The organism is Azospirillum formosense (assembly GCF_040500525.1).
Lineage (GTDB): Bacteria > Pseudomonadota > Alphaproteobacteria > Azospirillales > Azospirillaceae > Azospirillum > Azospirillum formosense_A.
The window spans coordinates 464,964-491,587 of record NZ_CP159404.1 but is presented as its reverse complement, the minus strand read 5'-3'; the positions used below and the strand labels follow the sequence as shown (position 1 = coordinate 491,587).

The 26,624-nt window shown below is 68.2% G+C and carries 21 protein-coding genes; 15 read left to right on the top strand and 6 right to left on the bottom strand.

What is annotated here, in order from left to right:
- Positions 1–86: 86 nt before the first annotated feature.
- Positions 87–1,460, bottom strand: coding sequence for an HlyD family type I secretion periplasmic adaptor subunit (locus ABVN73_RS22895; RefSeq protein WP_353860896.1), 1,374 nt, complete (start codon positions 1,458–1,460; stop codon positions 87–89).
- Positions 1,457–3,178, bottom strand: coding sequence for a type I secretion system permease/ATPase (locus ABVN73_RS22890; protein ID WP_353860895.1), 1,722 nt, complete (start codon positions 3,176–3,178; stop codon positions 1,457–1,459). Before ABVN73_RS22890 ends, ABVN73_RS22895 begins: the two co-directional genes overlap by 4 nt.
- Positions 3,179–3,668: 490 nt before the next feature.
- Between ABVN73_RS22890 and galE the strand changes: the two genes are divergently transcribed.
- From galE to ABVN73_RS22875, 3 genes are read left to right on the top strand one after another with little or no spacing between them, the layout of a single operon-like run.
- Positions 3,669–4,688 carry a UDP-glucose 4-epimerase GalE gene (gene galE / locus ABVN73_RS22885; protein ID WP_353860894.1) on the top strand — a complete coding sequence of 340 codons (1,020 nt, stop codon included), beginning with the start codon at positions 3,669–3,671 and terminating at the stop codon, positions 4,686–4,688.
- A gap of 14 nt (positions 4,689–4,702) precedes the next feature.
- The gene (locus ABVN73_RS22880) at positions 4,703–5,224 is read left to right on the top strand and encodes a MarR family winged helix-turn-helix transcriptional regulator (RefSeq protein ID WP_353860893.1); all 522 of its coding nucleotides are present in this window, start codon (positions 4,703–4,705) and stop codon (positions 5,222–5,224) included.
- A gap of 50 nt (positions 5,225–5,274) precedes the next feature.
- Positions 5,275–6,453 (top strand): DUF2336 domain-containing protein, encoded by a 1,179-nt coding sequence (locus ABVN73_RS22875; protein WP_353860892.1) that lies wholly within the window; start codon positions 5,275–5,277, stop codon positions 6,451–6,453.
- A 144-nt stretch (positions 6,454–6,597) separates the two neighbouring features.
- Here ABVN73_RS22875 and ABVN73_RS22870 read toward each other — a convergent pair whose 3' ends face one another.
- The 3 genes from ABVN73_RS22870 to ABVN73_RS22860 all read right to left on the bottom strand — a co-directional run bounded on the left by ABVN73_RS22870 (position 6,598) and on the right by ABVN73_RS22860 (position 9,647).
- A complete protein-coding gene (locus ABVN73_RS22870) occupies positions 6,598–7,164 on the bottom strand; it encodes a TetR/AcrR family transcriptional regulator (RefSeq protein ID WP_353860891.1) in 567 nt (188 codons plus the stop codon).
- Positions 7,165–7,288: 124 nt separating this feature from the next.
- Positions 7,289–8,845 (bottom strand): malonyl-CoA synthase, encoded by a 1,557-nt coding sequence (locus tag ABVN73_RS22865; RefSeq protein WP_353860890.1) that lies wholly within the window; start codon positions 8,843–8,845, stop codon positions 7,289–7,291.
- A 91-nt stretch (positions 8,846–8,936) separates the two neighbouring features.
- Positions 8,937–9,647, bottom strand: a complete 711-nt coding sequence (locus tag ABVN73_RS22860; RefSeq protein ID WP_353860889.1) for a GntR family transcriptional regulator — start codon at positions 9,645–9,647, stop codon at positions 8,937–8,939.
- 161 nt (positions 9,648–9,808) lie between these two features.
- Here ABVN73_RS22860 and ABVN73_RS22855 point away from each other — a divergent pair, with 161 nt between their 5' ends.
- Both ABVN73_RS22855 and mmsB read left to right on the top strand, forming a co-directional pair.
- Entirely contained in the window at positions 9,809–10,948 is a 1,140-nt protein-coding gene (locus ABVN73_RS22855) for an isobutyryl-CoA dehydrogenase (RefSeq protein WP_353860888.1), read from the top strand.
- A gap of 44 nt (positions 10,949–10,992) precedes the next feature.
- On the top strand, positions 10,993–11,883 hold the full coding sequence (mmsB, locus tag ABVN73_RS22850; RefSeq protein ID WP_353860887.1) for a 3-hydroxyisobutyrate dehydrogenase: 891 nt from the start codon (positions 10,993–10,995) through the stop codon (positions 11,881–11,883).
- 113 nt (positions 11,884–11,996) lie between these two features.
- Here the strand turns inward: mmsB and ABVN73_RS22845 are convergent, their stop codons facing one another.
- A complete protein-coding gene (locus ABVN73_RS22845; RefSeq protein ID WP_353860886.1) occupies positions 11,997–13,667 on the bottom strand; it encodes an AMP-binding protein in 1,671 nt (556 codons plus the stop codon).
- 189 nt (positions 13,668–13,856) lie between these two features.
- Here ABVN73_RS22845 and ABVN73_RS22840 point away from each other — a divergent pair, with 189 nt between their 5' ends.
- The 10 genes from ABVN73_RS22840 to ABVN73_RS22795 all read left to right on the top strand — a co-directional run bounded on the left by ABVN73_RS22840 (position 13,857) and on the right by ABVN73_RS22795 (position 26,622).
- A complete protein-coding gene (locus ABVN73_RS22840; protein WP_353860885.1) occupies positions 13,857–14,744 on the top strand; it encodes an ABC transporter ATP-binding protein in 888 nt (295 codons plus the stop codon).
- Complete coding sequence (locus ABVN73_RS22835) at positions 14,744–16,690, top strand: long-chain fatty acid--CoA ligase (RefSeq protein WP_353860884.1); 1,947 nt, start codon at positions 14,744–14,746, stop codon at positions 16,688–16,690. The genes ABVN73_RS22840 and ABVN73_RS22835 overlap by 1 nt, the downstream gene beginning before the upstream one ends.
- A gap of 190 nt (positions 16,691–16,880) precedes the next feature.
- Positions 16,881–17,768: a branched-chain amino acid ABC transporter permease gene (locus tag ABVN73_RS22830; RefSeq protein ID WP_040136435.1), complete on the top strand. Its 888-nt coding sequence runs from the start codon at positions 16,881–16,883 to the stop codon at positions 17,766–17,768.
- Positions 17,769–17,783: 15 nt separating this feature from the next.
- Positions 17,784–18,857: a branched-chain amino acid ABC transporter permease gene (locus tag ABVN73_RS22825; protein ID WP_094304578.1), complete on the top strand. Its 1,074-nt coding sequence runs from the start codon at positions 17,784–17,786 to the stop codon at positions 18,855–18,857.
- 55 nt (positions 18,858–18,912) lie between these two features.
- Positions 18,913–20,196 (top strand): ABC transporter substrate-binding protein, encoded by a 1,284-nt coding sequence (locus ABVN73_RS22820; protein WP_353860883.1) that lies wholly within the window; start codon positions 18,913–18,915, stop codon positions 20,194–20,196.
- Between the two features lie 79 nt (positions 20,197–20,275).
- Complete coding sequence (locus tag ABVN73_RS22815; RefSeq protein ID WP_353861431.1) at positions 20,276–21,121, top strand: ABC transporter ATP-binding protein; 846 nt, start codon at positions 20,276–20,278, stop codon at positions 21,119–21,121.
- A gap of 170 nt (positions 21,122–21,291) precedes the next feature.
- On the top strand, positions 21,292–22,521 hold the full coding sequence (locus tag ABVN73_RS22810; RefSeq protein ID WP_353860882.1) for an AMP-binding protein: 1,230 nt from the start codon (positions 21,292–21,294) through the stop codon (positions 22,519–22,521).
- Positions 22,522–22,597: 76 nt separating this feature from the next.
- Positions 22,598–24,091 (top strand): aldehyde dehydrogenase family protein, encoded by a 1,494-nt coding sequence (locus ABVN73_RS22805; RefSeq protein ID WP_353860881.1) that lies wholly within the window; start codon positions 22,598–22,600, stop codon positions 24,089–24,091.
- Between the two features lie 140 nt (positions 24,092–24,231).
- Positions 24,232–25,404 (top strand): isovaleryl-CoA dehydrogenase, encoded by a 1,173-nt coding sequence (locus tag ABVN73_RS22800; RefSeq protein WP_353860880.1) that lies wholly within the window; start codon positions 24,232–24,234, stop codon positions 25,402–25,404.
- A 36-nt stretch (positions 25,405–25,440) separates the two neighbouring features.
- Positions 25,441–26,622, top strand: a complete 1,182-nt coding sequence (locus ABVN73_RS22795) for an acetyl-CoA C-acyltransferase (protein WP_353860879.1) — start codon at positions 25,441–25,443, stop codon at positions 26,620–26,622.
- Positions 26,623–26,624 lie beyond the last annotated feature (2 nt).

Here is a 26,624-nt window from a genome sequence, read left to right as displayed (position 1 = left end):
CGCTCCCTTCCTTGGCCTGTCGGCCTTGTCTTGCCTGCTGGGCAACGGGGGAGCGTGCGAAATGATCCGGCGCCACGGCGCCGCGGTCAGTTCTCGCGGAAGGCGCGGTTCATGCCGTCGGTCAGCGGCGTCAGGAAATACTCGATGGCCTTGCGGGTGTGGCCGTGGATCATCACCTCGGTCGGCATGCCGGGATGCAGGTCCACGTTCGGCAGGGCCTTCAGCGCCGCGGCATCCAAGCTGATACGGGCGAGGAAGTAGGCCTGGCCGGTGCGCTCGTCCTCAAGCTGGTCGGCGGAGAGGGTCAGCACCTTCCCCTGGACCGGCGGGACCAGCCGCTGGCGGTAGCCGACCAGCCGCACCATGGAGCTGCCGCCCACGTCGATGTTCTGCACGTCGGCGGGGGAGACCCGGGCCTCGACGATCAGCCCGTCGTCCTGCGGGACGATGTCCAGGATGCCCTGGCCCGCCGGGATGACGCCGCCCGGCGTGTAGAAGCGCAGGTTGGTGACCCGGCCCGCCTGGGGAGCGACGAGTTCCTGGCGCTTCAGCACGTCGCCGGCGCTGCGCAGCCGCTCCGACAGGTCCGACACGGTGGCCTGGATGGTCTGAAGCTCGTTCCCGACCTCCGAGCGGCGGTTGTTGCCGAGGTTGATGATCTCCAGTTCCGCCGCGGCGATTCCCTGCTCGGCCTTCGACTTGTCGGCCTGGATCTCGCCCAGCCGGCCCCGGGTGTCGGCGACGTTGCGCTGAAGCTCCAGCATGCGCGGCTTGCGCTCGTAGCCCTTGGCGAGCAGCGTCTCGACGATCCGCAGCTCGTCCTGGGTGTAGCGCAGCCGGTCGTTGGCGGCGACGCGCTGCGACTCCAGCGCCACCAGCTCGTCGCGGAGCTGGCCGATCCGCTTGCGCTGGATGGAGATCTGCCCCTCATAGGCGTCGCGTCGCGATTCGAACAGGCGCTGTTCGGCGGCCAGGGCCTCGGCGGCGACGGTGCTGGTCTTGGCGGCCGCCACCAGCTCGTCGGCGTAGACCGGCGCCTTGGCGTCGGTCTGCTCGGCGCGCAGCCGCGCCAGCCGGGCCAGCGAGGTCCAGTACTGCCCGTGAAGCTGGGCGACCACCGCGCCGCTCTGCGTGGTGTCGAGCCGCAGCAGGACCTGCCCGGCCGCCACCATGTCGCCGTCCTTGACCAGCAGCTCGCTGAGGATGCCGCCCTCCAGGTGGGAAACGGTCTTGCGGTGGCTTTCCACCATGATGGTGCCCGGCGCGATGGCCGCGCTGTCCAGGCTGGCGGTGAAGGCCCAACCGAAGAAGCCGCCGAAGCCGATGGCGACGGCCAGCGCTCCGGCCAGCGCGGTGCCGCGCAGCGTCGGCTCGTGCGGGGTCATGTCGATGACCGGCGACCAAGCGGCAGTGAGGGGGGATTGCGCGGCCGGGGCCGGGGTGATCGTCGTGTCGGTCATGCGGATTCTCCCGTCCGGACCAGCCGGGCCACCTTCACGGCGCCGCCGGGCTGGACCATCTTCAGCACGTCGGTGCGCTCGCCGAAATGCTCGACCATGCCGTCCTTGAGGACGAGCAGCTTGTCGGCGACCGACACGATGGAGGGGCGGTGGGCGACCATCACGATGGTGGCGCCGTCACGTCGCGCGTGGTTGATCGCGGTCAGCAGCGCCTGCTCGCCCTCGTGGTCGAGGTTGGAGTTGGGCTCGTCCAGCACGATCAGGCGGGGCTTGCCGAACAGCGCACGGGCCAGCGCGATGCGCTGCCGCTGGCCGCCGGACAGGGCGAAGGCGTTCTCGCCGACCGGCGTGTCGTAGCCGAAGGGCAGGCGCCCGATCATGTCGTGGACGCCGGCCAGCCGGGCGGCGCGCACGATCTCCGCCGGGTCGGCCTGGGCCATGCGGGAAATGTTCTCGCCGATGGTGCCGTCGAGCAGAGCCACCGACTGCGGAACATAGCCGACATACTGGCCGAAGCTCTCGCGCTCCCACAGGAAGGTGCTGGTGCCGTCGAGATAGATGCCGCCGGCGGTGGGCTCCCAGATGCCGACGAGCAGGCGGGCGAGCGTCGATTTGCCGGCCCCCGACGGCCCGATGATGCCCAGCACCTCCCCCGGCTCCAGCGCGAAGGAGACGCCGCGCAGCACCGGGCGCTGCAGGCCCTTCGGCACATGGCTGACGCGGTCGACGGTCAGGCGCCCGTCGGGGCGGGGCAGCGGCATGGTGCTGCGCCGCGCGCCCTCGCCGTTCAGAAGCTCGCGGATGCGCTTGTGGGCGGTCTGGGCGACGATCCACTGCCGCCAGTTCTCCACCAGATGCTCGAAGGGCTGGAGGAGGCGGGCCATGATGATGCCGGTGGCGATCATGCTGCCCGGCGACGCCTCGTTCCGGATGACCAGGGCGGCGCCTGCGGAAATCGTGGCGATCTGCAGGATCAGCCGCAGCGAGCGGGAGGCCGAGGCCATGCCGCGCGACAGCACCACGCCGCGGTCGATCAGCGAGGCGGAGCCGATCTGCGCCATCTGCCAGCGCCGGGCCAGCGGCGGCAGCATGCCCATGGCCTCGATGGCCTCGGCGTGGCGGACGGTGCTGGCGACGTCGGCGAAGACCTTGGCCGAAGCCTCGTTCGCCTCGGCGATGGGGCGGCGGGTCAGCGCGTCGGTCAGCGCGTTCATGGTCAGCAGCAGCAGCGCCGACCCCACCGCGATCCAGCCATAGATCGGGTGCAGGATGAACAGGATGACCAGGAAGATCGGCGTCCACAGCAGGTCCAGCGGCACCACCACGGCGTTGCTGGTCATGAAGTTGCGCAGGTCGTTCAGGTCGCGCATCGTCTGGCCGGCGTTGCGCGTCCCGCCGCCCAGCGCGTCCACGATCGCCGCCTGCAGCGCCGGCACGTTGAAGCGGTGCGCGATCACCGCCCCGCAGACCAGGAAGGCGCGCGCCCGGATGAAGTCCAGCACACCGTACAGCACCAGCCCGCCCACGGAAATCACCGCGAGCATCGTCAGCGTCTCCAGGCTGCGGCTGCTCATCACGCGGTCGTAGACCTGCATCGTGTAGAGCGGCACCACCAGCATTAGGATGTTGACGAAGAAGGTGAGGGCGCCGGCCAGAAGCAGGCCGCGTCCGATCTTCCGGTAGGCTTGGGTCAGCAGGGTCCGATCCATACCGCTCATGCCGATTCCTTTTCTTGCGTCCCGCGTTCCGGAGTCCCCGCGCACTCGCGCCGTGGGGCGGGCCATGAAGCCGGTCATGCAAAGGGTTTCATGGTTAACGAATTGTTGAGGCGCGGCCGTGCCGCATGAAGTCCTTTTGAGACGAAGTCCGGACAAAGGCCGCCCATTGCGGGGAGCGTGCCGCGCGCCGTTTCCGCTTACGTCCGGCGCTGCGCTGCGGCGTGTGACAACTTTAAGCCCTTACCCCGTCCGGCGATGATCGAAAGGGGTACTTGCAGCGCTGTAAAATGTTGTTCCAAAACATTTTTCCGATGGTGCTCCGAGCATTTCCCGGTGCCCGTGTCTCTTTTTCGTCAACTGGCCTTCCGTCTGAATTGGCGGCATGGTGCATCGCGGAACTCTTGCACTTGCCACCGGGGGATGTACGATCCTTTGATGCCGGCGGGTGCCTGGACTGACGAATATTTCTCAAATCCAAGGAATATTTACGATGAACACGCCCCAGACCGTACTCGTGACCGGCGGTGCCGGCTATGTCGGCAGTCACTGCGTGGCCGAACTGCTCGACCGCGGCTTCCGGGTCGTCGTCCTCGACAACCTGCGCCAGGGCCACCGCGCCGCCGTGCCGTCCGACGCCGCCTTCGTGGAGGCCGACCTTGCCGATACCGACGCGCTGACCCGCGTCTTCGCCGAGTGGCGCTTCGACGCGGTGTTCCATTTCGCCGCGCTGTCGCTGGTCGGTGAGTCGATGCGCGACCCGCATCTCTATCTGCACGGCAACACCGTCAACTCGCTGAACCTGATCCGTGCGGCGACCACGGCGGGCGTTCGCAAGATGGTCTTCTCCTCGACCGCCAACCTGTTCGGCACGCCGGAGCGCCTGCCGATCGACGAGGAGACCACCATCGACCCGGGCAGCCCCTACGGCGAGTCCAAGTTCTTCATCGAGCGCGCGCTGCACTGGGCGGACCGCTGCCACGGCCTGCGCTCCGCCTGCCTGCGCTACTTCAACGCCGCCGGCGCGCACCCGAACGGCACGCTGGGCGAGGACCACGCCCCGGAGACCCACCTGATCCCGCTGGTGCTCGACGCGGCCAGCGGCCGGCGCTCGCACATCGAGATCTTCGGCGACGACTACCCGACGGCGGACGGCACCTGCGTGCGCGACTACATCCATGTCTGCGACCTCGCCGACGCGCACCTGCGGGTGCTGCCGGCCCTGGAGACGCGCAGCGTCCGCTACAACCTGGGCAACGGCACGGGCTACAGCGTCCGCCAGGTGATCGAGGCGACGGAGCGGGTCACCGGCCTGAGGGTCCCGGTCACGGTCGGGCCGCGCCGCGCCGGCGATCCGGCGGTGCTGATCGCCTCGTCGGAGCGCATCCGGGGCGAGTTGGGCTGGACCCCGCGCTTCCCCGATCTGGACAGCATCATCGGCAGCGCGTGGGCATGGCGCCGCCGCCATCCGGGTGGCTACCGCGGCCCGGCCGTGGCGCAGGCCGCCGAGTGACGGAGAAACGAGGGATGAGCACGCAGCGCCGGGCGGGTGCCGAATCAAAGCCAGACGCCATCGATGCGGCGGAGCTGGCCGAGTATCACGGGCTCGCCCGGTTGATCGAGCGGATGCACCGCCGGTTTCTCGACGTCGTGCGGGCCGGCCTGCTGCGGCAGGGGATCGACGACATCGGGCCGGTCCAGGCGCTGATGGTCATGCTGATCGGCGACGACGAGCCGTCGGTCCGCGACCTGATGGAGCGCGGCTATTATCTGGGGTCCAACGCCTCCTACAGCCTGAAGATCCTGGTGGAGGCCGGCTACATCGACCGCGGGGCCAGCCAGCGCGACCGCCGCACGGCCCGCCTGCGCCTGACCGACAAGGGTCGGACGCTGCGCGACGAGCTGTTCAAGCTGGAGCAGGTGCAGGCCACAGCGCTGGTCCGCAACGAGGCGGAGGCGGCGGACCTGAAGGCCGCCTACCGCACGCTGCGCCGGCTCGACCGCATCTGGGGCGACATGGTCCGCTACGCCGGCCAGGGCCTCGATTGAGGGTCTTGGTTGAACCGTCTTATGCACCTCCCATCCGCAGGCATCCGCACATGACCGACTCATCCCTGTCCATCCGCGACGTCGAGCGCCTGCTCGACTCCTCGTCGGCGGAGGCCCGCATCGACACGATGCAGAAGCTGGCCGGCGATCTGGAGAAAGGCGGGCTGACCGACGCCGAGCGGTCGCTGGCTCTGGAGGTCATGCACTGCTTCGCCGCCGACGCCCAGGTGGCGGTGCGCGAGGCGGTGGCCTGGCAGATCCGCAACAACGCCATGCTGACGGCGGAGCTGGCCGAGCGGCTGGTGAAGGACGTGGCCCGCGTGGCCTTCCCGATCCTGCGCGACGCCGGAAGCCTCAGCGACGAGCTGCTGCTCGACGTGCTGGCGGACCCCGACGCCGGCAAGCACATGGCCGTCGCCAACCGCCACACCGTGTCGGCGCGGGTGGCCGGGGCCGTCGTCGAGACCGGCAACGTCGCGGTGGTGACCGCGCTGCTGCGCAACCCCGGCGCGGAGCTGGCGGAGCCGGCGCTGCACCGGGCCTTGGACCGCTTCGGCCGGGTGCGCATGGTCAGCGAGGCCGCGGCGACCCGCCCCGGCCTGCCGCTGGCCGTGGTGGAGCGGCTGGTCGCCTTCGTCTCCGACGCGGTGCGCGCCACGCTGGCCCACAGCCATGGCCTGTCCAGGGATCTGGTGGACCGGCTGGCCAACCGCGGGCGCGAATCGGCGACGCTGCGGCTGCTGCGTCCGGCGCTCCGCGGCTCGGAGGATGTGGAGGCGGTGGCCCGCTGGCTGCACGCCAATGGACGCTTCACCGCGGCGCTGCTCTTCCGCGTGCTGTGCGCCGGCGACGTGGCGCTGTTCGCGGCGGGGTTGGGGGCGAAGGCCGGCATCCCGGCGGAGAACGCCCGCAAGCTAGCCTGGGACGATGGAGCGCTGGGGCTGCGGGCGGTGCTGAAGAAGGCGTCGGTCGCGCCGGTCCTGGTGCCGCCCTTCCAGGTGGCCATCGCCACCGCCAAGCGCATGGGCTACGAGGGCAGCGACAACCGACGCGACGATTTCCAGGCGGAGGTGATGGCCGACCTGTTCGCCGCCATGACCCCGACCAACGAGTGGGCGGTGGACGAGCTGCTGCTGCAGCTGTTCGATGGCGCGTCCGACGATGTGATCGACCGCGCGCTGGATCAGGCGGGCTTGCCCTTCGCTCCGGTGCGCGGGACGGGGACGTAACTTGCGGGTGGGGCGACGCTTGCCCCCACCCTAACCCTCCCCCGCTTCGCAGGGGAGGGGATTGGTCTCCCTCTCCTGCGAAGCGGGGGAGGGAAGGGGCCCGCGGCGAAGCCGTGGGAAGGGTGGGGCAACGCTCTGCGAGCTTTAAGAAGCCCCCTCCGGCACCAGAACCTTCCCGCAGATGTCCCGCGCCTTCTCGAAGCGGTCCGGCGCGGCGGAGCGGGCGAGCAGCCCTTCCCCGAAGATGAACGAATAGAACAGATACGCCCGCGCGAAGGCGTCGTCAGGGGCCAAGCCCATCCCGGCGAACAGGTCCGACACGCAGCGCAGGCGCTCGCGGTCGACCTCCGCCACGATCTCGGACGCGCGGGGATCGCGGCGCGCCCAGTCGCGCATCGCCAGCTCGATGGCGATGCCGCGCGGGTTGCTGCTGCCGCCGTACAGCGACAGCACGTAGCGCAGCCCCTCGGCCGGCGTGCGGCCGTCCAGACGGGTCTGCGCCTTGATCGCCTCGATGCGGCCGGTCTTCCAGCCTTCCAGCATCGCCTCGACCAGCTCCATCCGGTCGCGAAAGTGCCAGTAGAAGCTGCCCTTGGTCACCTTCAGCCGCTTGGCCAGAAGCTCGACCCGCACCTGTTCGACGCCGCCCTCCGCCAGGGCGGAGAAGGCGGCGGACAGCCAGGATTCACGGTTCAGCGTCTTCGCTTCCATCGGCAACACTCCGGAGACCATACGGCAGCGTATCGAGTCGCCGATGGCCTGTCCAGAACCCGCCGGGCGGAGCGGGCGCCGAACCTTATCCGGATTTGGCCGGAGAAAGGAAGCCGGGCCCTTCTCAGCCCGCCTTCGCCGCGGTGAACAGGTCCTTGTGGACGTCGCGCAGCAGGTTCTTCTGCACCTTGCCCATGGCGTTGCGCGGCAGCTCGTCCATGAAGAAGACGCGCTTGGGCACCTTGAAGTTGGCGAGCTGCTCCTTGCAGACGGCGATCACCGCGGCCTCGTCCGGCGCGGCGCTGCCGGGCTTGCGCAGGACGACGGCGGTCACCGCCTCGCCGAAGTCGGGGTGCGGCACGCCGACCACCGCCGATTCGACCACGCCGTCGATGCCGTCGATGACCGTCTCGACCTCCTTCGGGTAGACGTTGAAGCCTCCGGAGATGATGAGGTCCTTGGCCCGCCCGACGATGTGCACATAGCCGCGCCCGTCCACCTTGCCGACGTCGCCGGTGATGAAGAAGCCGTCCGGCTTGATCTCCTGCTTCGTCTTCTCGGGCATCCGCCAATAGCCGGAGAACACGTTCGGTCCGGCCACCTCAATGATGCCGATCTCGTCGGTGCCGAGCGATGCGCCGGTCTCCGGGTCAACGACGCGCACGGACACCTCAGGCAGCGGGAAGCCGACCGTGCCGGGGATGCGGTCGCCGTCCAGCGGGTTGGAGGTCAGCATGCCGGTCTCCGTCATGCCGTAGCGCTCCAGGATGGCGTGGCCGGTGCGGGCGGAGAACTCCTTGTGCGTGTCGGCGAGCAGCGGCGCCGAGCCGGAGACGAACAGCCGCATGTGCGCCGTCGCCTCGCGCGTCAGGCCGGGGTGGGCGAGCAGGCGGGTGTAGAAGGTCGGCACGCCCATCATCACCGTGGCGCGCGGCAGCAGCCCCATCACCTGCTCGGCGTCGAACTTCGGCAGGAACAGCATGGAGGAGCCGTTCAGCAGCACGCAGTTGGTCGCCACGAACAGGCCGTGCGTGTGGAAGATCGGCAGGGCGTGCAGCAGCACGTCGTCCGGCTGGAAGCCCCAGTACTTGTGCAGCGTCAGCGCGTTGGAGCCGAGGTTGCGGTGGCTCATCATCGCGCCCTTCGACCGCCCGGTGGTGCCGGAGGTGTAGAGGATCGCGGCGAGATCGTCGGCCGCCGCCGGGACGGTCGCGAAGTCCGTGCCCTTTCCGGCGGCCTGTTCCGGCAGCGTGCCCTCGCCATGGGTGCCGAGCGTCAGCAGGTGGGCGACCTTGGCCTTGTCGGCGACCTCGCGCAGCGCGTCGGCGGATTCGGGGCGGGCGACGAAGACGTGCGGCTCCGCGTCGGTCAGGAAATACTCGACCTCCGCCTTCGTGTAGGCCGGGTTCAGCGGCAGGAAGACGCCGCCCGCCCGCACCGTGGCGAGGTAGAGGATGATGTTCTCGACCGACTTCTCCACCTGCACGGCGACCCGGTCGCCCTTCTTCAGGCCGAGGTCGGCGAGCAGGTTGGCGTAGCGGCCGGTCAGCGCCTCGAGGTCGCCGTAGGTGACGGTGCGCGCCTTGTCGGTGCCGGGCTCGGTCTCGGCGAAGGGGCGGCTGCGGTCCGCCGGAAAGCGGGAACGGAACAGCTCGAACAGATTGCCACCCACGTCGGACATTGTGATTCCCTCCATGCACCCGGTGATCCGGTGTCCAGGATTTAGCACAGGCGCATGCCGTCGGCCATAGCTTTGTATACGGAAAGACGGTCTACTGTATTTCGCTTCCGCCCATGATGGACACGAACTCGGTGAAGATGTCGATCTGGATGGTCACGTGCCGCCGCATGGCGGCGTAGGCGGCCTCGGGGTCTCCGGCCAGGATCGCCTCTACCACGTCGTCATGCTCGGTGAAGCTGTCCTGGACGCGGTCGGGGTGGTTGAGCTGGTAGCGGCGGTAGGGGGCCAGCCGGGCGAACAGGCCGCGCGCGATCTCCTGCAGCGGCTCGTTGTGGCTGCCCGCCTGGACCGCCTCGTGGAAGGAGCGGTTCACCGCGTAATAGGCGTCCAACTGCCGCGCCTCCATGTGCGCCTTCGAGGTGTCGTGCAGGCATTTCAGCGCCTGTTTCTCCTCCTCGGACATGCGGCGGGCGGCGAAGCGGGCGCACAGCCCCTCGATTTCCGACATCACCTCGAACATCTGCACCATGCGGTGCAGCTTCAGCGGCGCCACCACCGCCCCCTGGCGCGGCTGCTTCTCCACCAGCCCGGCATGGACGAGCTGGAGGATCGCCTCGCGGATCGGGGTGCGGGAGATGTTGAAGCGCTGGGCGAGGCTCTCCTCGTCCAGCCGCGTCCCGGGGCGCAGGCGGCCCAGGAAGATGTCCTCCTCGATGGCGAGCCGCACCTCGTCGGCGCGGGTGGCGCCCTTGCGGTCCACGGCAGCTTCGGCGGTCTTGCTGGCGGCAATCCGGTCGCTCATCCCGAGCGTGTCCCCTTCCTCGTCCGCGGCCTTCCGCCGCCCCTGTCTCTGTATACAAGAGATGGACAGCGGGTATCCAGCATGATAGTCCTTCCCCCCAACAATGAGAACCGGAGATCCGTCTTGGACTCCGGGCCACTGCGGTTCTGGGGAGGATGCGCATGGATTTTGCGCTTTCGGAGGAGCAGCAGGCGTTCCGCGACACGGCGCGCGACTTCGCGCAGCAGGAAATGGCGCCGAACGCCGCGCACTGGGATGAGAACAGCGTTTTTCCCGTCGACACCCTGCGGCAGGCCGCGGCCCTCGGCTTCGCCGGAATCTATGTGGGGGAGGAGTTCGGCGGCTCCGGACTCGGCCGGCTGGACGCGGCGCTGATCTTCGAGGAGCTGTCGGCGGCCTGCCCGTCCACGGCGGCCTACATCTCCATCCACAACATGGCCTCCTGGATGATCGACCGCTTCGGCAATCCGGAGCAGCGCGAGCGCTTCCTGCCGAAGCTGACGACCATGGAGCATTTCGCCAGCTATTGCCTGACCGAGCCGGGCGCGGGGTCCGACGCGGCCTCGCTGCGCACACGGGCGGAGCGGGACGGCGACCATTACATGCTGAACGGCTCGAAGGCCTTCATCTCCGGCGGCGGAACGTCGGACGTTTATGTCTGCATGGTCCGCACCGGCGAGCCGGGCCCCAAGGGCATCTCCTGCATCGTCGTCGAGAAGGGCACGCCCGGCCTGTCCTTCGGCAAGCAGGAGCACAAGCTGGGCTGGAAGAGCCAGCCGACCTCGGCGGTCATCTTCGAGAACTGCCGCGTCCCCGTCGCCAACCGCATCGGCGATGAGGGGGAGGGCTTCCGCATCGCCATGAAGGGGCTGGACGGCGGGCGCCTGAACATCGCCGCCTGCTCGGTCGGCGGGGCGCGCTTCTGCCTGGAGCAGACCATCGCCTACACGACGGAGCGCAAGCAGTTCGGCAAGCCGCTGAACGCCTTCCAGGCCTTGCAGTTCAAGCTGGCTGACATGGCGACGGAACTGGACGCCGCCCGGCTGATGCTGCACCGCGCCGCCTCCAGCCTCGACGCCGGCTCGCCGGAGGCGACGGCCCATTGCGCCATGGCCAAGCGCTTCGCCACCGACGCGGGCTTCCAGGTGGTGAACGAGGCGCTGCAGCTTCACGGCGGCTACGGCTACATCAAGGAGTACCCGATCGAGCGGATTTTCCGCGACCTGCGGGTTCACCAGATTCTCGAAGGCACCAACGAAATCATGCGCGTCATCATCGCCCGCCATCTGACCGGCGGCTGACGGCAGCACAATAAGACGGCATCAAAAAGACGAGGGGAAACGCTATGGCGACGATCGCCTTTATCGGGCTGGGCAACATGGGCGCGCCGATGATGCGCAACCTGCTGAAGGCCGGCCACACCGTGCTGGCCTTCGACCTGTCGGAAGCCGCCTGCACCGCCGCGCGCGACGCCGGCGCCACCATCGCCACCGGCCCCGGCGCCGCTGCAGGGGAGGCCGAGGTGGTGGTGACCATGCTGCCCGCCGGAAAGCATGTGCGCGATGTCTACACGGCGCCCGACGGCATCATCGCCAAGGCCAAGCCGGGCAGCCTGTTCATCGACAGCTCCACCGTGGACGTCGACAGCGCCCGCGCGGTCGCGGCGGCGGCGGAGGCGGCGGGCCACGCCATGGTGGATGCGCCGGTGTCCGGCGGCGTCGGCGGGGCCGAGGCGGCGACTCTGACCTTCATGGTCGGCGGCAGCGACACCGCCTTCCGCCGCGCCGAGCCGATCCTGTCGGCGATGGGCAAGGCCATCGTGCACACCGGCGGGCCGGGCAACGGCCAGGCGGCGAAGATCTGCAACAACATGATCCTCGGCATCTCGATGCTCGGCGTGTCGGAGGCCTTCGCGCTCGCCGAGAAGCTGGGGCTGGAATCGCAGAAGCTGTTCGACGTGGCGTCGAAGTCGTCGGGCCAGTGCTGGTCGCTGACCAGCTATTGCCCGGTGCCGGGTCCGGTCCCGACCTCGCCGGCCAACCGCGACTACCAGCCGGGCTTCGCCGCGGCGCTGATGCTGAAGGACCTGAAGCTGGCGGTGGAGGCCGGACAGAGCACCGGCAGCCCGCTGCCGCTCGGCGGCGAGGCGGCGCAGATGTACGCGCTGTTCTGCAACGCCGGCTTCGGAGGCAAGGACTTCTCCGGCATCGTCAACATGCTGCGCGGAAAGCCGTAAGGGCGGTTACGGAGCCCCCTCCCTAACCCTCCCCCGCTTCGCAGGGGAGGGGACATTTTCCTCCCTCCCCTGCGAAAGCGGGGGAGGGCCGGGGTGGGGGCAAGCGCCTCCCCTCAATCCGCCTGCTGCATGACGATGGCGTCCGACGCCCGTCCCCGGAAATGGATGTTGCCGTCGCCGTCCAGGAACGCCCAGTCGCCGGTGAGGTAATAGCGGCGGCCGTGGCGGAAGCGGGCGGCGGTGCGCGCCGGGTCGTTGGCGTAGGCGTCGAACCAGAAGAGCGGCGAGGATTCAACGTCGATGGCGATCTCGCCCGCGCCGCCGACCGGCGCCTCGCGGCCCTGCGGGTCGAGGATGACCACGCGGAAGCCGGGCAGGGGCCGTCCCAGCGAGGAGTCGGCGGTGCGGTCGGCGTGGCCGGGGTCGTAGCGGTTCATCATGAAGATGCCGGTCTCGCGCTGCCCGTACTGGTCGAGCAGGGGGACGCTGACCACCCGGTTCGCCCAACCGATCAACTCCGGCGGCAGCGGCTCGCCGACCACCGACAGGATGCGCAGGGCGAGCTTGTGCGGGCCGCCCTCCGGGTCGGCGCTGTGCCAGGCGCGGATCTGGGACGGCGCGCAGGTCAGGTTGGTGACGCCGAACTTTGTCAGCATGCGGTAGCCCTGCCGCACGTCGTAGGGGCCGTCGCAGAAGATGGTGGTGCGCCCGAGCAGCAGCGGCCCGACCAGCCCGTAATAGGCGCCGTAGGCCCAGCCGGGATCGGCCATGTTCCAGTAGATGTCGTCGTCGCGCAGGTCGAGGCCGATGCGCATGTACTGCTCGATCCCGGCCAGCGCCATGACGGGCAGCGAGACGCCGAGCGGCTTCGGCTCCGCCTCGGAGGTGTACATCAGCGCGAAGGCGTCGCGGTCGGCGTAGCGGGCGCTGTCGGGCAAGGGGGCCGATTCATGAAGCGCCGACCAGAAGGGCACCGCGTCGGCGCCGGGACCGAAGGCCTCGTCGCCCTCCACCATCACCACGGGGCGGCTGTTGTCGCGCGGAATTTTGCGGCGCAGGAAGCCGGTGGTGACGATCGCCCGCGCGTCGCTGTCGGCCAGCCGGTAGGCGACCGCGGCCGCGGAATAGGTGGTGAACAGCGGCATGTAGACCCCGCCGAGCCGCCAGATCGCCAGCGCGGCGATCAGCAGCTCCGCCCCCTTGGGCAGCAGCACCGCCACCCGGTCGCCACGCCCGACGCCGAGGCCGCGCAGCACCGCGGCGAAGCGCGCCGAATCGCGGGCCAGCCGGGCGAAGCTCAGCTCCGTCGTCTGCCCGGCCACGCTCTCGTGCAGCAGGGCGGCGCGGGCGCCGTCGGCGCGGGTGTGGCGGTCGCACAGCAGGTCGGCGAGCGGAATGGAATCGCCCTGGTAGTCCGGGCGCAGGAAGGCGGTCGGCTGAACGGTGGCCGGGCCGGGCGCCGTGCCGTTGCCGACGCCTTCCGGGCGGTGGCGGGCGGCGGCGATGCGGCCCAGCGAATCCAGCTCCGGCCCCAGATGGTAGCGGCGGCTGCGCGGGTCCTGGTCGATGAAGCGCTCCCGCGCCAGGGCGGTCAGCAGGCGGTGCGCGGTCGCCTTGGACAGGGCGGTGTCGCTCATCAGGTCGGCCAGCCGCGCGCCCTCGGCCCCATGCGACGCGACGGCGCGCAGCAGGGCCAACGCGCGTTCCAGGCTTTGCGTGCCGCCGGACGCTCCGGCAGGGGCGGTTTCGGTGTCGGAATCGGGCCGGGTCATGATGGGGTCCATATTATGGACCTTCGGGCCGGATGTCGCTCCAAAAAACATGCATACACGGAATGTCCGTGTTGAAAACGGTGCGCATCACAGGCTATAGTTCAGACGTTGCACAAAGGACGGTCCACAATATGGACCAGTTCGCACGGCCAACGATCCGGCGAACGATAAAAAGGCAGTTCCACAGCAACGGAGGAGGAAATGTCAGGCGCGCCCGTCGCATCGCCACGCGGTTACGCCCACCCGGCCGACGCCACCCGCGCGGCCTCCCCATCGGACACCATCTTCGAAGCCCGGGGCGTGTCCTTGCGCTTTGGCGGCGTGCAGGCGCTGACCGACGTCGGTTTCAGCATCCGCAAGGGGGAGCTGTTCTCCATCATCGGCCCGAACGGTGCGGGCAAGACCTCCATGGTCAACTGCATCTCCGGCCGCTACCGGCCCACCGACGGAAAGGTCTATTTCAAGGGCCAGGACATCACGGGCATGACGCCCAACCACCGCGCCTCGCTCGGCATCGGGCGCACCTTCCAGAATCTGGCGCTGTTCGGCCACATGACGGTGCTCGACAACATCATGGTCGGGCGTCACCACCTGCTGAAGAACAACTTCTTCACCGGGTCCCTCTACTGGCTGACCGGCGCCCGCAAGGAGGAGCTGGCCCACCGCCGCGAGGTCGAGGAGATCATCGACTTCCTGGAAATCCAGCATGTCCGCAAGGCCACCGCGGGGACGCTCTCCTACGGCCTGCGCAAGCGGGTGGAGCTGGCCCGCGCCATCGCGCTGAAACCCGACCTGATCCTCCTGGACGAGCCCATGGCGGGCATGAACCTGGAGGAGAAGGAGGACATGGCCCGCTACATCGTCGACCTGAACGAGGAGTTCGGCATGACGGTGGTGATGATCGAGCACGACATGGGCGTCGTGATGGACATCTCCCACCGCGTGATCGTCCTGGAGTTCGGCAAGAAGATCGCCGAGGGCACGCCGGAGGAGGTGCTGAACGATCCGCGCGTCAAGCGCGCCTATCTCGGCGAGGACGACGAGGAGGACGAGGCCGTGGCCCCGCCGCCCAAGCAGGAGGTCGCGTGATGTCTGTTCCCGATCTGACGCTGCCCGATATCAAGATCCACGACACGCTGCCGAAGCTGCTGACCCTGCACGCCCGCGAGCATGGCGGCGACGTCGCCATGCGCGAGAAGGACTTCGGCATCTGGCGCGAGTTCACCTGGGCGGACATGCACGCCCGCGTGCGCGCCTTCACGCTCGGCCTCATCAAGCTCGGCGTGGAGCGCGGCCATGTGGTGGCCCTGCTCGGCGACAACCGGCCCGACTGGGTGATGGGCGAGATCGCCGCCCACGCCATGGGCGCCATGAGCCTGGGCATCTACCGCGACGCCATGGACGAGGAGGTCGCCTACCTCATCACCTACGCCGACGTGCACGTCATTTTCGCGGAGGACGAGGAGCAGGTCGACAAGCTGCTGAACCTCGGCGAGCGCCTGCCGACGCTGAAGCACATCATCTACTCCGACCCCCGCGGGATGCGCAAATACAGCGACCCGCGCCTGATGGAGGCGGCGGAGCTGGTGAAGCTGGGCAACACCCTGCACGCCGAGAAGCCGAACCTCTACGAGGAGCTGGTCGGCGCAACGCGCGGCGACGACGTGGCGGTGCTCTGCACCACCTCGGGCACCACTTCGAACCCGAAGCTGGCGATGCTGCCGGCGGGGCGGTTGATCCGCCACGTCGCCAGCTACCTGTCGGTGGACCCCAAGGGGCCGACCGACGAGTATGTGTCGGTTCTGCCGCTGTCCTGGATCATGGAGCAGATCTACGCCGTCGGCATGGGCATGGTGTCGCGGATGCGCGTGAACTTCGTCGAGGAAGCCGAGACGATGATGAACGACTTCCGCGAGATCGGGCCGAGCTTCGTGCTGTTCGCCCCCCGCCTGTGGGAGCAGATCGCCGCCGACGTGCGCGCCCGCATGATGGACGCTTCCCCCTTCAAGCAGACGATGTACGATTACGGCATGAAGCTGGGGCTGGAGGCGCTTGCCAACGGCACCCGCTCCGCCGTCGCCGACCGCATTCTCTTCGCAGCGCTGCGAGACCGCCTTGGCTTCACCAACCTGAAGTCGGCGGCGACCGGCGGCGCGGCGCTCGGCCCCGACACCTTCAAATTCTTCCAGGCGCTAGGCGTGCCGCTGCGCCAGATCTACGGCCAGACCGAGACGATGGGCGCCTACACGGTGCATCGCTCGAACGACGTGGATTTCGACACGGTGGGCGTGCCCTTCGACGACGATATCAAGGTCAAGGTGATCGAGCCCGACCAGAACGGCGTCAGCGAGATCGTGGTCAGCCACCCCAACATGTTCGCCGGCTACTACCGCAACGAGGCCTCGACCACGGCGGACCTGCGCGACGGCTGGATGCACACGGGCGACGCCGGCTTCTTCGACAAGAAGGGCCATCTGGTCATCATCGACCGCATCAAGGACATCGCCACCACCAGCAACAACGATCGCTTCAGCCCGCAGTTCATCGAGAACAAGCTGAAGTTCAGCCCCTACGTGGCCGAGGCGGTGATCCTGGGCAACAAGCGGCCCTATCTGTCGGCGATCATCTGCATCCGCTTCCCCATCGTGTCGAAGTGGGCGGAAAAGAACCGCATCGCCTTCACCACCTACTCAGACTTGGCGTCGAAGCCGGAAGTCTACGAGCTGCTGCGCCAGGAGGTGGAGCGGGTGAACGCGACGCTGCCGGAGTTTCAGCGGATCACCAAGTTCCTTCTGCTCTACAAGGAGCTGGACGCCGACGACGGCGAGCTGACGCGCACCCGCAAGGTGCGGCGCGGCGTGATCGCCGAGAAGTACGGCGAGATCATCGACTCCATCTACGCGGGCCAGCCGGCCATCGACGTGGACACCACCATCACCTTCCAGGACGGCACCAAGCAGCGCATCCGCACCGTGCTGAAGGTGGTCGACCTGCTGCCCACGCCGGCCAAGAAGCCGGCGCAGGCCGCGGCGTGAGGGGGGCGGTGATGCGCCACGCCAGAAAATCCCTCTCCCGTCCCGGGAGAGGGAAAGGGCCCGCGCTCCGCGCGGGAAGGGTGATGGTGTCGGCAATGGGCCGGCGCTCGATCCTCGAATGCACCCTCACCCGGCCCTGCGGGCCATCCTCTCCCGGGACGGGAGAGGGTATTGAGAACGAGGCCACGCCATGACCTTGCTCTTCCAGCTTCTCGTCAACGGACTGATCGTCGGCGCGCTGTACGGCGTCGTGGCGATGTCCTTCGTGCTGATCTACAAGGCCAGCCGCATCGTGAACTTCGCCCAGGGCGAGTTCCTGCTGATCGGCGCCTGGACCTGCTGGTGGCTGCTGACCTCCTGGCAGCTGCCCTTCTGGATCGGCTTCCCGATCACGCTGGCCTTCATGCTGGTCTTCGGCATCGTGCTTCAGGTCGTCGTGCTGCGGCCGATGATCGGGGAGCCGATCATCTCCGTCATCATGGTCACCATCGGCCTGTCGATCTTCTTCCAGGCCCTGATGAAGTGGATGTTCGGCGTCTTCGCCAAGCCGTTCCCGACCATTTTCGCCAGCCCGACCGTGAACATCCTCGGGCTCGACGTGCAGACCGTCTATGTGATGAGCCTGGTCATCTCGCTGCTGATCATGGCGGGCTTCGGCTGGTTCTTCAAATACTCGCGGATGGGTCTGGCGATGCGGGCGACCGCCTTCGACCAGCAGGTGGCGCAGTCGCTGGGCATCTCCGTGCGCCACATGTTCGCGATGAGCTGGGCCATCTCCGCCATGGTGTCGGCGGTGGCCGGCGTCACGGTCGGCGTCGTCAACGGCGTGTCGTCCGCGCTCTCCTTCTTCGGCATCAAGGTCTTCCCGGCGGTCATCCTCGGCGGGCTGGACAGCGTGGCCGGGGCGGTGCTGGGCGGCCTGATCGTCGGCGTGCTGGAGAATCTCGCGCACTACCTGGACAGCCAGTGGCTGAACTGGGGCAACATGTACGAGATCGCCCCCTTCTACGTCCTGATCGTCATCCTGATGATCAAGCCCTACGGCCTCTTCGGCACCAAGGACATCGAGCGCGTGTAAGGAGCGGCCGCAACCATGGCGAACATCAGTCTCATTCCCTGCGGCGACTTCAAGACCCGGTACGCCGCCGACACGACCATCTTCCCGACCAGGACCAGCCGCAACTTCGCGATCCTGGGCGTGGCCTTGCTGCTGCTCTGCCCGGCCTTCATGGACCGCTACTGGCTGAACCTGTGCATCCAGATCGGCTATCTCGGCATCGCGGCGCTGGGGCTGAACATTCTGGTCGGCTTCACCGGCCAGATCTCCATCGGGCACGCCGCCTTCTTCGGTTTCGGCGCCTTCTCGTCGGCGTGGCTGTCGAACAGCTTCGGCATCCCGGTGGCGCTCGCCATCCCGCTGGCCGGCGTGATGACCACCGCGGTCGGCATGCTGTTCGGCATCCCGGCGGCGCGGCTGAAGGGCCTGTACCTCGCCATCGCCACGCTGGCGGCGCAGTACATCCTCCAGGACTTCTTCTCGCGGGCCGACTGGTTCACGGGGGGAACCGCCGGCACAATCGCGGAGCCCTTCACCCTGTTCGGCTACGCCTTCGACACCGACGAGAGCTTCTTCTACGTCGTGCTGGTCTACATGGTCGTCATGTACATCCTGGCGACCAACCTGATGCGGTCCCGCGACGGGCGGGCGCTGGTGGCGGTGCGTGACCATTATCTCTCCGCGGAGATCATGGGCATCAACCTGACCAAGTACCGCACGATGTCCTTCGGCATCTCGTCCTTCTACGCCGGCATCGGCGGCGCGCTCTACGCCCACTACCTGCAGTTCGTATCGGTGGAGGGCTTCACGATCCTCTTCTCGATCCAGTTCCTCGGCATGATCATCATCGGGGGGCTGGGCTCGATCATGGGGTCGCTGATGGGCACCGCCTTCATGGTGCTGCTGCCCGAGGTGATGCAGGCCATCACCACCGCGCTGTCCGGCACCGCCATCGACGCCGCGCTGAACCTGAAGGACGCCATCGCCTTCCTGCGCGAAATGGCCATCGGCCTCGTGATCATCCTGTTCCTGGTCTTCGAACCGGACGGGCTGGCCCACCGCTGGAAGCAGATCAAGGCCTACTGGAAGCTCTACCCGTTCTCGCACTAGAGCCCTTCTCGCACATCGGCTTCTGAAAAACATAACGACTGGGAGAAAACGCACCATGACCATGAAGACCGTCCTGCTGGCGTCCGCCGCCGTCGTCCTGCTCGGCACCGGGGCCGCCAACGCCCAGAAGATCCCGGTCGGCCACCTCGCCGACCAGTCCGGCGCCACGTCGGACGTGGGCGTGCCCTTCGGCCAGGGCGTCGCCGACGCGCTCGCCTACATCAACAAGAACGGCGGCATCGCGGGCACGACGATGGACGTCGAGACGGTGGACTACGGCTATCAGGCGCCGCGCGCCATCAGCCAGTACAAGAAGTGGTCGTCGGGCAGCGGCAAGGTCGCGGCCATCCAGGGCTGGGGCACCGCCGACACCGAGGCGCTGACCGGCTTCGTCGGCAAGGACGAGATCCCCTACTATTCCGGCTCCTACTCGGGTCACCTGACCGACCCGACCGGCAACGGCCCGCACGGCTCCAAGCCGGCCCCCTACAACTTCTTCTACGGCCCGTCCTACTCCGACGGCCTGCGCGCCATGCTGATGTGGGCGGCCGAGGACTGGAAGAAGAAGGGCGGCTCGGGCAAGCCCAAGTACGTCCACATGGGCGCCAACCACCCCTACCCGAACGCCCCGAAGGAAGCCGGAGAGCAACTCGCCAAGGAGCTGGGCTTCGACGTGCTGCCGGCGGTCCAGTTCGCCCTGACGCCGGGCGACTACACCGCCCAGTGCCTGACGCTGAAGCAGGCGGGCGCCAACTACGCCTATCTCGGCAACACGGCGGGCTCGAACATCTCCGTGCTGAAGGCCTGCCAGACGGTCGGCGCCCAGGTGCAGTTCATGGGCAACGTCTGGGGCATGGACGAGAACGCCGCCAAGGCCGCCGGCTCGGCCGCCAACGGCGTGATCTTCCCGGTGCGCACCGCGGCCATCTGGGGCGGCGACGCGCCGGGCATGAAGATCGTCAAGGAGATCTCCAAGATCTCCGACGCCGCCGGCACCGCCTACCGTCCGGTGCACTACGTGTCGGGCATCTGCTCCGCCTTCTACATGAAGGAAGCCATGGACTGGGCGAAGCAGAACGGCGGCGTGACCGGCCCGAACATCCGCAAGGGCATGTACCAGAAGAAGGATTGGGTGCCGGCGGGGCTGGAGGGCGTCTGCGTGCCGTCGACCTGGACCGAGACCGACCACCGCGGCATGGACAAGGTCAACCTGTACCGCGCCAACGTGACCGGCGACACCGGCGGCTCGGTGGACGATCTGGTGAAGGCCGGCACGATCAAGCTGGAGAAGATCGCCACCGTCGACGTCCCGCGCAAGCCGGAGTGGCTGGGCTGGTAAGCCGGACCGCCTCCGTCGCCGCCGTGAAAGGGCGGCGACGGGGGCCTCCGTCCCGTTACACTGCATCAGGTGCCGCATGATGAACGCCGCCACAGCGACTGCGGTCGCCCCGGCTCCGGTTCCCGGCACGGCCAAGGCGCCGCTGCTGTCCGTCAACAACATCGAGGTCGTCTACAACGACGTCATCCTGGTGCTCCGCGGCCTCAGCCTGGAGGTGCCGGAGGGTGAGATCGTCGCCTTGCTGGGCGCCAACGGCGCCGGCAAGTCGACGACGCTGAAGGCCATCTCCGGTCTGCTGAAGACCGAGGACGGCGAGGTCACGCGCGGCGACATCACCTTCGGGGGTGAGCGCATCAACGGCATCGACCCCGACCAGATCGTCCGGCGCGGCATCTTCCAGGTGATGGAGGGTCGCCGCATCATCGGCGACATGACCTGCCAGGAGAATCTGCGCCTCGGCGCCTTCACCCGCCGCGACGGCGGCGTGAAGGACGACATCGAGATGGTCTATCACTATTTTCCCCGCCTGAAGGAACGCACCGGACTCGCCGGCTACCTGTCGGGCGGCGAGCAGCAGATGCTGGCCATCGGGCGCGCGATGATGGCGCGGCCGAAGCTGATCCTGATGGACGAGCCGTCCATGGGCCTGTCGCCGCTGATGGTGAAGGAGGTCTTCAGCATCATCCGGCAGATCAACAAGGACCTGGGCGTCACCATCCTGCTGGTCGAACAGAACGCCCGCATGGCGCTCCAGGCCGCGACGCGCGGCTACATCATGGAAAACGGCAAGGTCGTCCTCGACGGCACCGCCGAAGAGCTGCGCAACAACGAGGACGTGAAGGAATTCTACCTCGGCGGCGGCAACGAGGAGCGCAAGAGCTTCAAGAACCTCAAGAGCTTCAAGCGCCGGAAGCGCTGGATTTGAGTTTCACCCTCTCCCGTCCCGGGAGAGGGAAGGGGCCCACGAAGTGGGAAGGGTGAGGGTCTTGCAGGAAGAAAAGCGCCGACCGTTGGCGGCACCCTCACCCGGCCCTTCGGGCCACCCTCTCCCGGGACGGGAGAGGGGAGAAGAAGAAAAACAGCCGGGAGGCATCGGTGTCCGACACTTACGATCAACTCGAAACCCGCTCCCCCGACCGGCGCGAGGCGGAGCTGTTCGCGGCGCTGCCGGCGCAGATCGCCCACGCCAAGGCGAACGCACCCTACTTCACCCGCCTGCTCGCCGATGTGGACCCCGCCGCCGTCCGCGACCGAGGGGCGCTCGCCGCGCTGCCGGTCACCCGCAAGTCGGACCTGATCGCGCTGCAGAAGGACGCGCCGCCCTTCGGCGGGATGACCACCGTCGCCGTCGGGCGGCTAGCCCGCGTCTTCGCCTCGCCCGGCCCGATCCACGATCCGGAGGCCCACGGTAGCGACCCCTGGCGCACCGCGCGGGCGCTCTACGCCTCGGGCATCCGCAGCGGCGACCTCGTGCAGAACTGCTTCGCCTACCACCTGACCCCCGCCGGCTCGATGTTCGAGACGGGGGCGCACGCGCTGGGCTGCGCGGTCATCCCCGCCGGCGTCGGCAACACCGAGATGCAGGCCCAGGTGGCCGCCCATCTGAAGCCGCGGGCCTACATCGGCACGCCCGACTTCCTGAAGATCATCCTGGAGAAGGGCGACGAGCTGGGGCTGGACCTGTCCTCCATCGCGATCGGCCATCTGACCGGCGGCCCCTTCCTGCCGGACGCCCGCGCCTATTACGAGGGGCGCGGCATCGCCGCCTACCAGAGCTACGGCACCGCCGACCTCGGCCTCGTCGCCTACGAGACGACGGCCCGCGCCGGGCTGGTGGTGGAGGAGGGCGTGATCGTGGAGATCGTCCGCCCCGGCACCGGCGATCCCGTGCCGGCGGGCGAAGTGGGGGAGGTCGTCGTCACCACCTTCAACCAGGCCTACCCGCTGCTCCGCTTCGCCACCGGCGACCTGTCCGCCGTGCTGCCCGGCGAAAGCCCCTGCGGGCGCACCAACATGCGGCTGAAGGGCTGGATGGGCCGCGCCGACCAGACCACCAAGGTCAAGGGCATGTTCGTCCACCCGCAGCAGATCGCCGAGGTGCTGCGCCGCCACCCGCAGATCGGCAAGGCCCGCCTCGTCGTCGGGCGGGAGGACGCCAACGACACCATGACCCTGCGCTGCGAGTCGCCCGAGTCCGGCGAGGCTTTGGCGGCGTCCGTGCGTGAAACTCTGGCCGCCGTCACCAAATTGAAGGGTGTCGTGGAGTTCGCGGCCCCTGGCAGCCTGCCCAACGACGGCAAGGTCATCGAAGACGCCCGCGCCTGAGAACCTCCGGCCGCTGAAAACCGCGACACCCGATAACAACGATAACCGACCCGATACACACGAGGACCTTTTCGACATGAGCGTCAGCACCGACCTCCAGCTCGACCCCTTCGCGCTCGCCAGGGAGCTGTCGGGCAAGCATTTCTTCGGCGGCGACTTCCGCCCGGCCTCCTCCGGCAAGAGCTTCCCCGTCGTGAACCCGGCGACCGGCGAGACGGTGGCCGAGGCCGCCTTCGGCGAGGCGGCGGACGTGGACGCCGCGGTGGCTGCCGCTGTGGCCGCGCAGAAGGAATGGGCCAAGCGTCCGGTGCGGGAGCGCGGCAAGCTGGTCGCCGAATGCGGGCGCGTGCTCGACGCCCACAAGGAGGAAATCGCCAAACTGATCGCCTTGGAGACCGGCAAGGCGCTGCGCACCGAATCGCGCGTCGAGGCCGGCGTCCTGTCCGACGCGTTCGTCTTCTTCGGCGGTTTGGCGCCGGAGCTGAAGGGCGAAACCATCCCCTTCAACCCGTCCATGCTGACCATGACGGTGCGCGAGCCGGTGGGCGTGGTCGGCGCGATCATCCCTTGGAACGTGCCGCTCCTGCTGATGGCGCTGAAGATCGCCCCGGCGATGGTGGCGGGCAACGCCGTGGTGGTGAAGTCGGCGGAGGAGGCGCCGCTCGCCGTGCTGCGCGTCGTGCAGCTCATCAACACGGTGATCCCGGCCGGGGTCGTGAACATCCTCTCGGGCTACGGCCCGGAATGCGGCGCCCCGCTGGTGGCGCACAAGGACGTCAAGAAGGTGACTTTCACCGGCTCGGTCGAGACCGGCAAGATCGTCTACAAGACGGCCGCCGAAAAGCTGATCCCGGTGACGCTGGAACTGGGCGGCAAGAGCCCGATGATCGTCTGCGGCGACGCCGACCTCGACCAGGCCATCGCTGGCGCCATCGCCGGCATGCGCTTCACCCGCCAGGGCCAGAGCTGCACCGCGTCGTCGCGCATCTTCGTCCATGACAGCATCCACGACGCCTTCGTGGACAAGCTGAAGGAGAAGGTGAACGCCATGAAGATGGGCGACCCGCTCGACGAGTCGACCGACATCGGCACCATCGTCTCGCCCCAGCAGCTCGACCGGGTGCAGAGCTACATCGCCATCGGCAAGGAGGGCGGGGCGACCCCGCATGTCTGCTCGGCCATGCCGTCCGATCCGAAGCTGACCAAGGGCCTGTACGTGCAGCCGCACATCTTCACCGGCGTGAAGAACAGCGACCGCATCGCGCAGGAGGAAATCTTCGGCCCGGTCTGCTGCGTCATCCGCTGGACCGATTACGAAGAGGTCATCGCCCAGGCCAACGACACCGAATACGGCCTTGCCGCCACCATCTGGACGCGCGACCTGAAGGTGGCGATGGACGCGGTGCACCGGCTGGAGGCCGGATTCGTGCAGGTGAACCAGAATCTGGTCGTGCAGCCGAACCTGTCCTACGGCGGCGTCAAGTCGTCGGGGTTGGGCAAGGAAGCCTCGCTGGAGGCGATGCTGGAACACTTCACCCACAAGAAGACGATCATCATCAACATGAAGTGAGCGGAGCCTCTTGGCCCTCCTCCGGAAGGGGGATGGGCCAAGAGGCCTTGCCACGCCTATTTCCATACGCTACCGTACGGCTCCATACGTCGCCGTATGGCGAGAACGAAGAACAGACCTCCGGGGGGAGCGCCAACACCATGCTGTCGAACCAGTATCCGACCCTGAACTTCGACCTCGGCGAATCCGCGGACATGCTGCGCGACACGGTGCGCAGCTTCGCCGCCGACGAGATCGCGCCCCGCGCCGCCGAGATCGACCGGACCAACGAGTTCCCGAACGAGCTGTGGCGGAAGTTCGGCGACCTCGGCGTGCTCGGCATCACGGCGGAGGAGGAATACGGCGGCGCCGGCATGGGCTATCTGGAGCATGTCGTGGCGATGGAGGAGATCTCCCGCGCCTCGGCCTCGGTCGGCCTCAGCTACGGCGCGCATTCCAACCTCTGCGTCAACCAGATCCGCAAGAACGGCACGGCGGAGCAGAAGAGCCGCTACCTGCCGAAGCTGATCTCCGGCGAGCACATCGGCGCGCTCGCCATGTCGGAGCCGAACGCCGGGTCCGACGTGGTGTCGATGAAGCTGCGCGCGGAGAAGCAGGGCGACCGCTACGTGCTGAACGGCACGAAGATGTGGATCACCAACGGGCCGGACGCCGACACGCTGGTGGTCTACGCGAAGACCGACGTCAACGCCGGCCCGCGCGGCATCACCGCCTTCCTCATCGAGAAATCCTTCAAAGGCTTCTCCGTCGCGCAGAAGCTGGACAAGCTGGGCATGCGCGGCTCGAACACCGGCGAGCTGGTGTTCGAGGATTGCGAGGTGCCGGAGGAGAACATCCTGGGCGGCGTCGGGCGCGGCGTGAACGTGCTGATGTCGGGGCTCGACTACGAGCGCGCGGTGCTGGCCGGCGGGCCGCTCGGCATCATGCAGGCCTGCATGGACGTTGTGATTCCTTACATCCACGACCGCAAGCAGTTCGGCCAGCCGATCGGCGAGTTCCAGCTCATGCAGGGCAAGATCGCCGACATGTACACCATCATGAACGCCGCCAAGGCGTACGTGTACGCCGTCGCCAAGGCCTGCGACCGCGGCGAGACGACCCGCAAGGACGCCGCCGGCGCGATCCTCTACGCCGCCGAGAAGGCGACCTGGATGGCGCTGGAGTCTATTCAGACTCTGGGCGGCAATGGCTACATCAACGAATACCCGACGGGCCGCCTGCTGCGCGACGCCAAGCTCTACGAAATCGGCGCCGGCACCAGCGAGATCCGCCGCATGCTGATCGGGCGCGAGCTGTTCAAGGAAACGGCCTAAGGGAAACGGTATAAAGCCGGAGGGAAGGGAAGAACCATGACCGATACCGTTGTCATCGCGGGCGCCGCCCGCACCCCGATGGGCGGCTTCCAGGGCGAGCTGCAGGGGCTGACCGCGCCGCAGCTCGGCGCCGCCGCCATCAAGGCCGCCCTGGAGCGCGCCGGGGTGAAGCCGGACGCCGTGGACGAGGTCTTCATGGGCAACGTCCTCCCCGCCGGTCTGGGGCAGGCGCCGGCCCGTCAGGCGTCGCTCGGCGCCGGCATCCCGGAGGCCGCGGGCTGCACGACCATCTCCAAGGTCTGCGGGTCGGGCATGAAGGCGGTGATGCTCGCCACCGACCTCATCAAGGCCGGCTCGGCGGAGATCATGGTGGCCGGCGGCATGGAGAGCATGTCCAACGCCCCCTATCTGCTCGACCGCGCGCGCGGCGGCTACCGCATGGGGCACGGCCGCGTGCTCGACCACATGTTCCTCGACGGGCTGGAGGACGCCTACGACCGCGGGCGCCTGATGGGCACCTTCGCGGAGGAATGCGCCACCCACTACCAGTTCACCCGCGAGGCGCAGGACAACTACGCCATCGAGAGCCTGAACCGCGCCCGCCGGGCGACCGAGGACGGCAGCTTCGTCAAGGAGATCACCCCGGTCACCGTCAAGGGCCGCAAGGGCGACACGGTGGTGGAGAAGGACGAGCAGCCGCTGAAGGCCGACCCGGCCAAGATCCCGACGCTGAAGCCTGCCTTCGCCAAGGACGGCACGGTGACGGCGGCCAACGCCTCCTCCATCTCCGACGGCGCGGCGGCGCTGGTGCTGACCACCCGCTCCAACGCCGAGAAGCTCGGTCTGCCGATCCTGGCGGAGATCAAGGCCCACGCCAACCATGCCCAGGCCCCGGCCTGGTTCACCACCGCACCCGTGGGCGCGATCAACAAGGTGCTGGAGCGCGCCGGCTGGTCGGCCAAGGACGTGGACCTCTACGAGCTGAACGAGGCCTTCGCCGTGGTCGCCATGGCGGCGATGCGCGAACTCGACATCCCGCACGACAAGATCAACGTGCATGGCGGCGCCTGCGCGCTCGGCCATCCGATCGGTGCTTCGGGGGCGCGCATCCTCGTCACGCTGCTGGCGGCGCTGGAGAAGAACGGGCTGAAGCGCGGCGTCGCCTCGCTGTGCATCGGCGGTGGCGAGGCCACGGCGGTGGCGGTGGAGTTGGTGTAAAG

Bases quoted from the DNA above. Each gene is read 5' to 3' on its own strand.
- ABVN73_RS22895 (WP_353860896.1), bottom strand. From the start codon at position 1,460: ATGACCGACACGACGATCACCCCGGCCCCGGCCGCGCAATCCCCCCTC.
- ABVN73_RS22890 (WP_353860895.1), bottom strand. From the start codon at position 3,178: ATGAGCGGTATGGATCGGACCCTGCTGACCCAAGCCTACCGGAAGATC.
- galE (WP_353860894.1), top strand. From the start codon at position 3,669: ATGAACACGCCCCAGACCGTACTCGTGACCGGCGGTGCCGGCTATGTC.
- ABVN73_RS22880 (WP_353860893.1), top strand. From the start codon at position 4,703: ATGAGCACGCAGCGCCGGGCGGGTGCCGAATCAAAGCCAGACGCCATC.
- ABVN73_RS22875 (WP_353860892.1), top strand. From the start codon at position 5,275: ATGACCGACTCATCCCTGTCCATCCGCGACGTCGAGCGCCTGCTCGAC.
- ABVN73_RS22870 (WP_353860891.1), bottom strand. From the start codon at position 7,164: ATGGAAGCGAAGACGCTGAACCGTGAATCCTGGCTGTCCGCCGCCTTC.
- ABVN73_RS22865 (WP_353860890.1), bottom strand. From the start codon at position 8,845: ATGTCCGACGTGGGTGGCAATCTGTTCGAGCTGTTCCGTTCCCGCTTT.
- ABVN73_RS22860 (WP_353860889.1), bottom strand. From the start codon at position 9,647: ATGAGCGACCGGATTGCCGCCAGCAAGACCGCCGAAGCTGCCGTGGAC.
- ABVN73_RS22855 (WP_353860888.1), top strand. From the start codon at position 9,809: ATGGATTTTGCGCTTTCGGAGGAGCAGCAGGCGTTCCGCGACACGGCG.
- mmsB (WP_353860887.1), top strand. From the start codon at position 10,993: ATGGCGACGATCGCCTTTATCGGGCTGGGCAACATGGGCGCGCCGATG.
- ABVN73_RS22845 (WP_353860886.1), bottom strand. From the start codon at position 13,667: ATGGACCCCATCATGACCCGGCCCGATTCCGACACCGAAACCGCCCCT.
- ABVN73_RS22840 (WP_353860885.1), top strand. From the start codon at position 13,857: ATGTCAGGCGCGCCCGTCGCATCGCCACGCGGTTACGCCCACCCGGCC.
- ABVN73_RS22835 (WP_353860884.1), top strand. From the start codon at position 14,744: ATGTCTGTTCCCGATCTGACGCTGCCCGATATCAAGATCCACGACACG.
- ABVN73_RS22830 (WP_040136435.1), top strand. From the start codon at position 16,881: ATGACCTTGCTCTTCCAGCTTCTCGTCAACGGACTGATCGTCGGCGCG.
- ABVN73_RS22825 (WP_094304578.1), top strand. From the start codon at position 17,784: ATGGCGAACATCAGTCTCATTCCCTGCGGCGACTTCAAGACCCGGTAC.
- ABVN73_RS22820 (WP_353860883.1), top strand. From the start codon at position 18,913: ATGACCATGAAGACCGTCCTGCTGGCGTCCGCCGCCGTCGTCCTGCTC.
- ABVN73_RS22815 (WP_353861431.1), top strand. From the start codon at position 20,276: ATGAACGCCGCCACAGCGACTGCGGTCGCCCCGGCTCCGGTTCCCGGC.
- ABVN73_RS22805 (WP_353860881.1), top strand. From the start codon at position 22,598: ATGAGCGTCAGCACCGACCTCCAGCTCGACCCCTTCGCGCTCGCCAGG.
- ABVN73_RS22800 (WP_353860880.1), top strand. From the start codon at position 24,232: ATGCTGTCGAACCAGTATCCGACCCTGAACTTCGACCTCGGCGAATCC.
- ABVN73_RS22795 (WP_353860879.1), top strand. From the start codon at position 25,441: ATGACCGATACCGTTGTCATCGCGGGCGCCGCCCGCACCCCGATGGGC.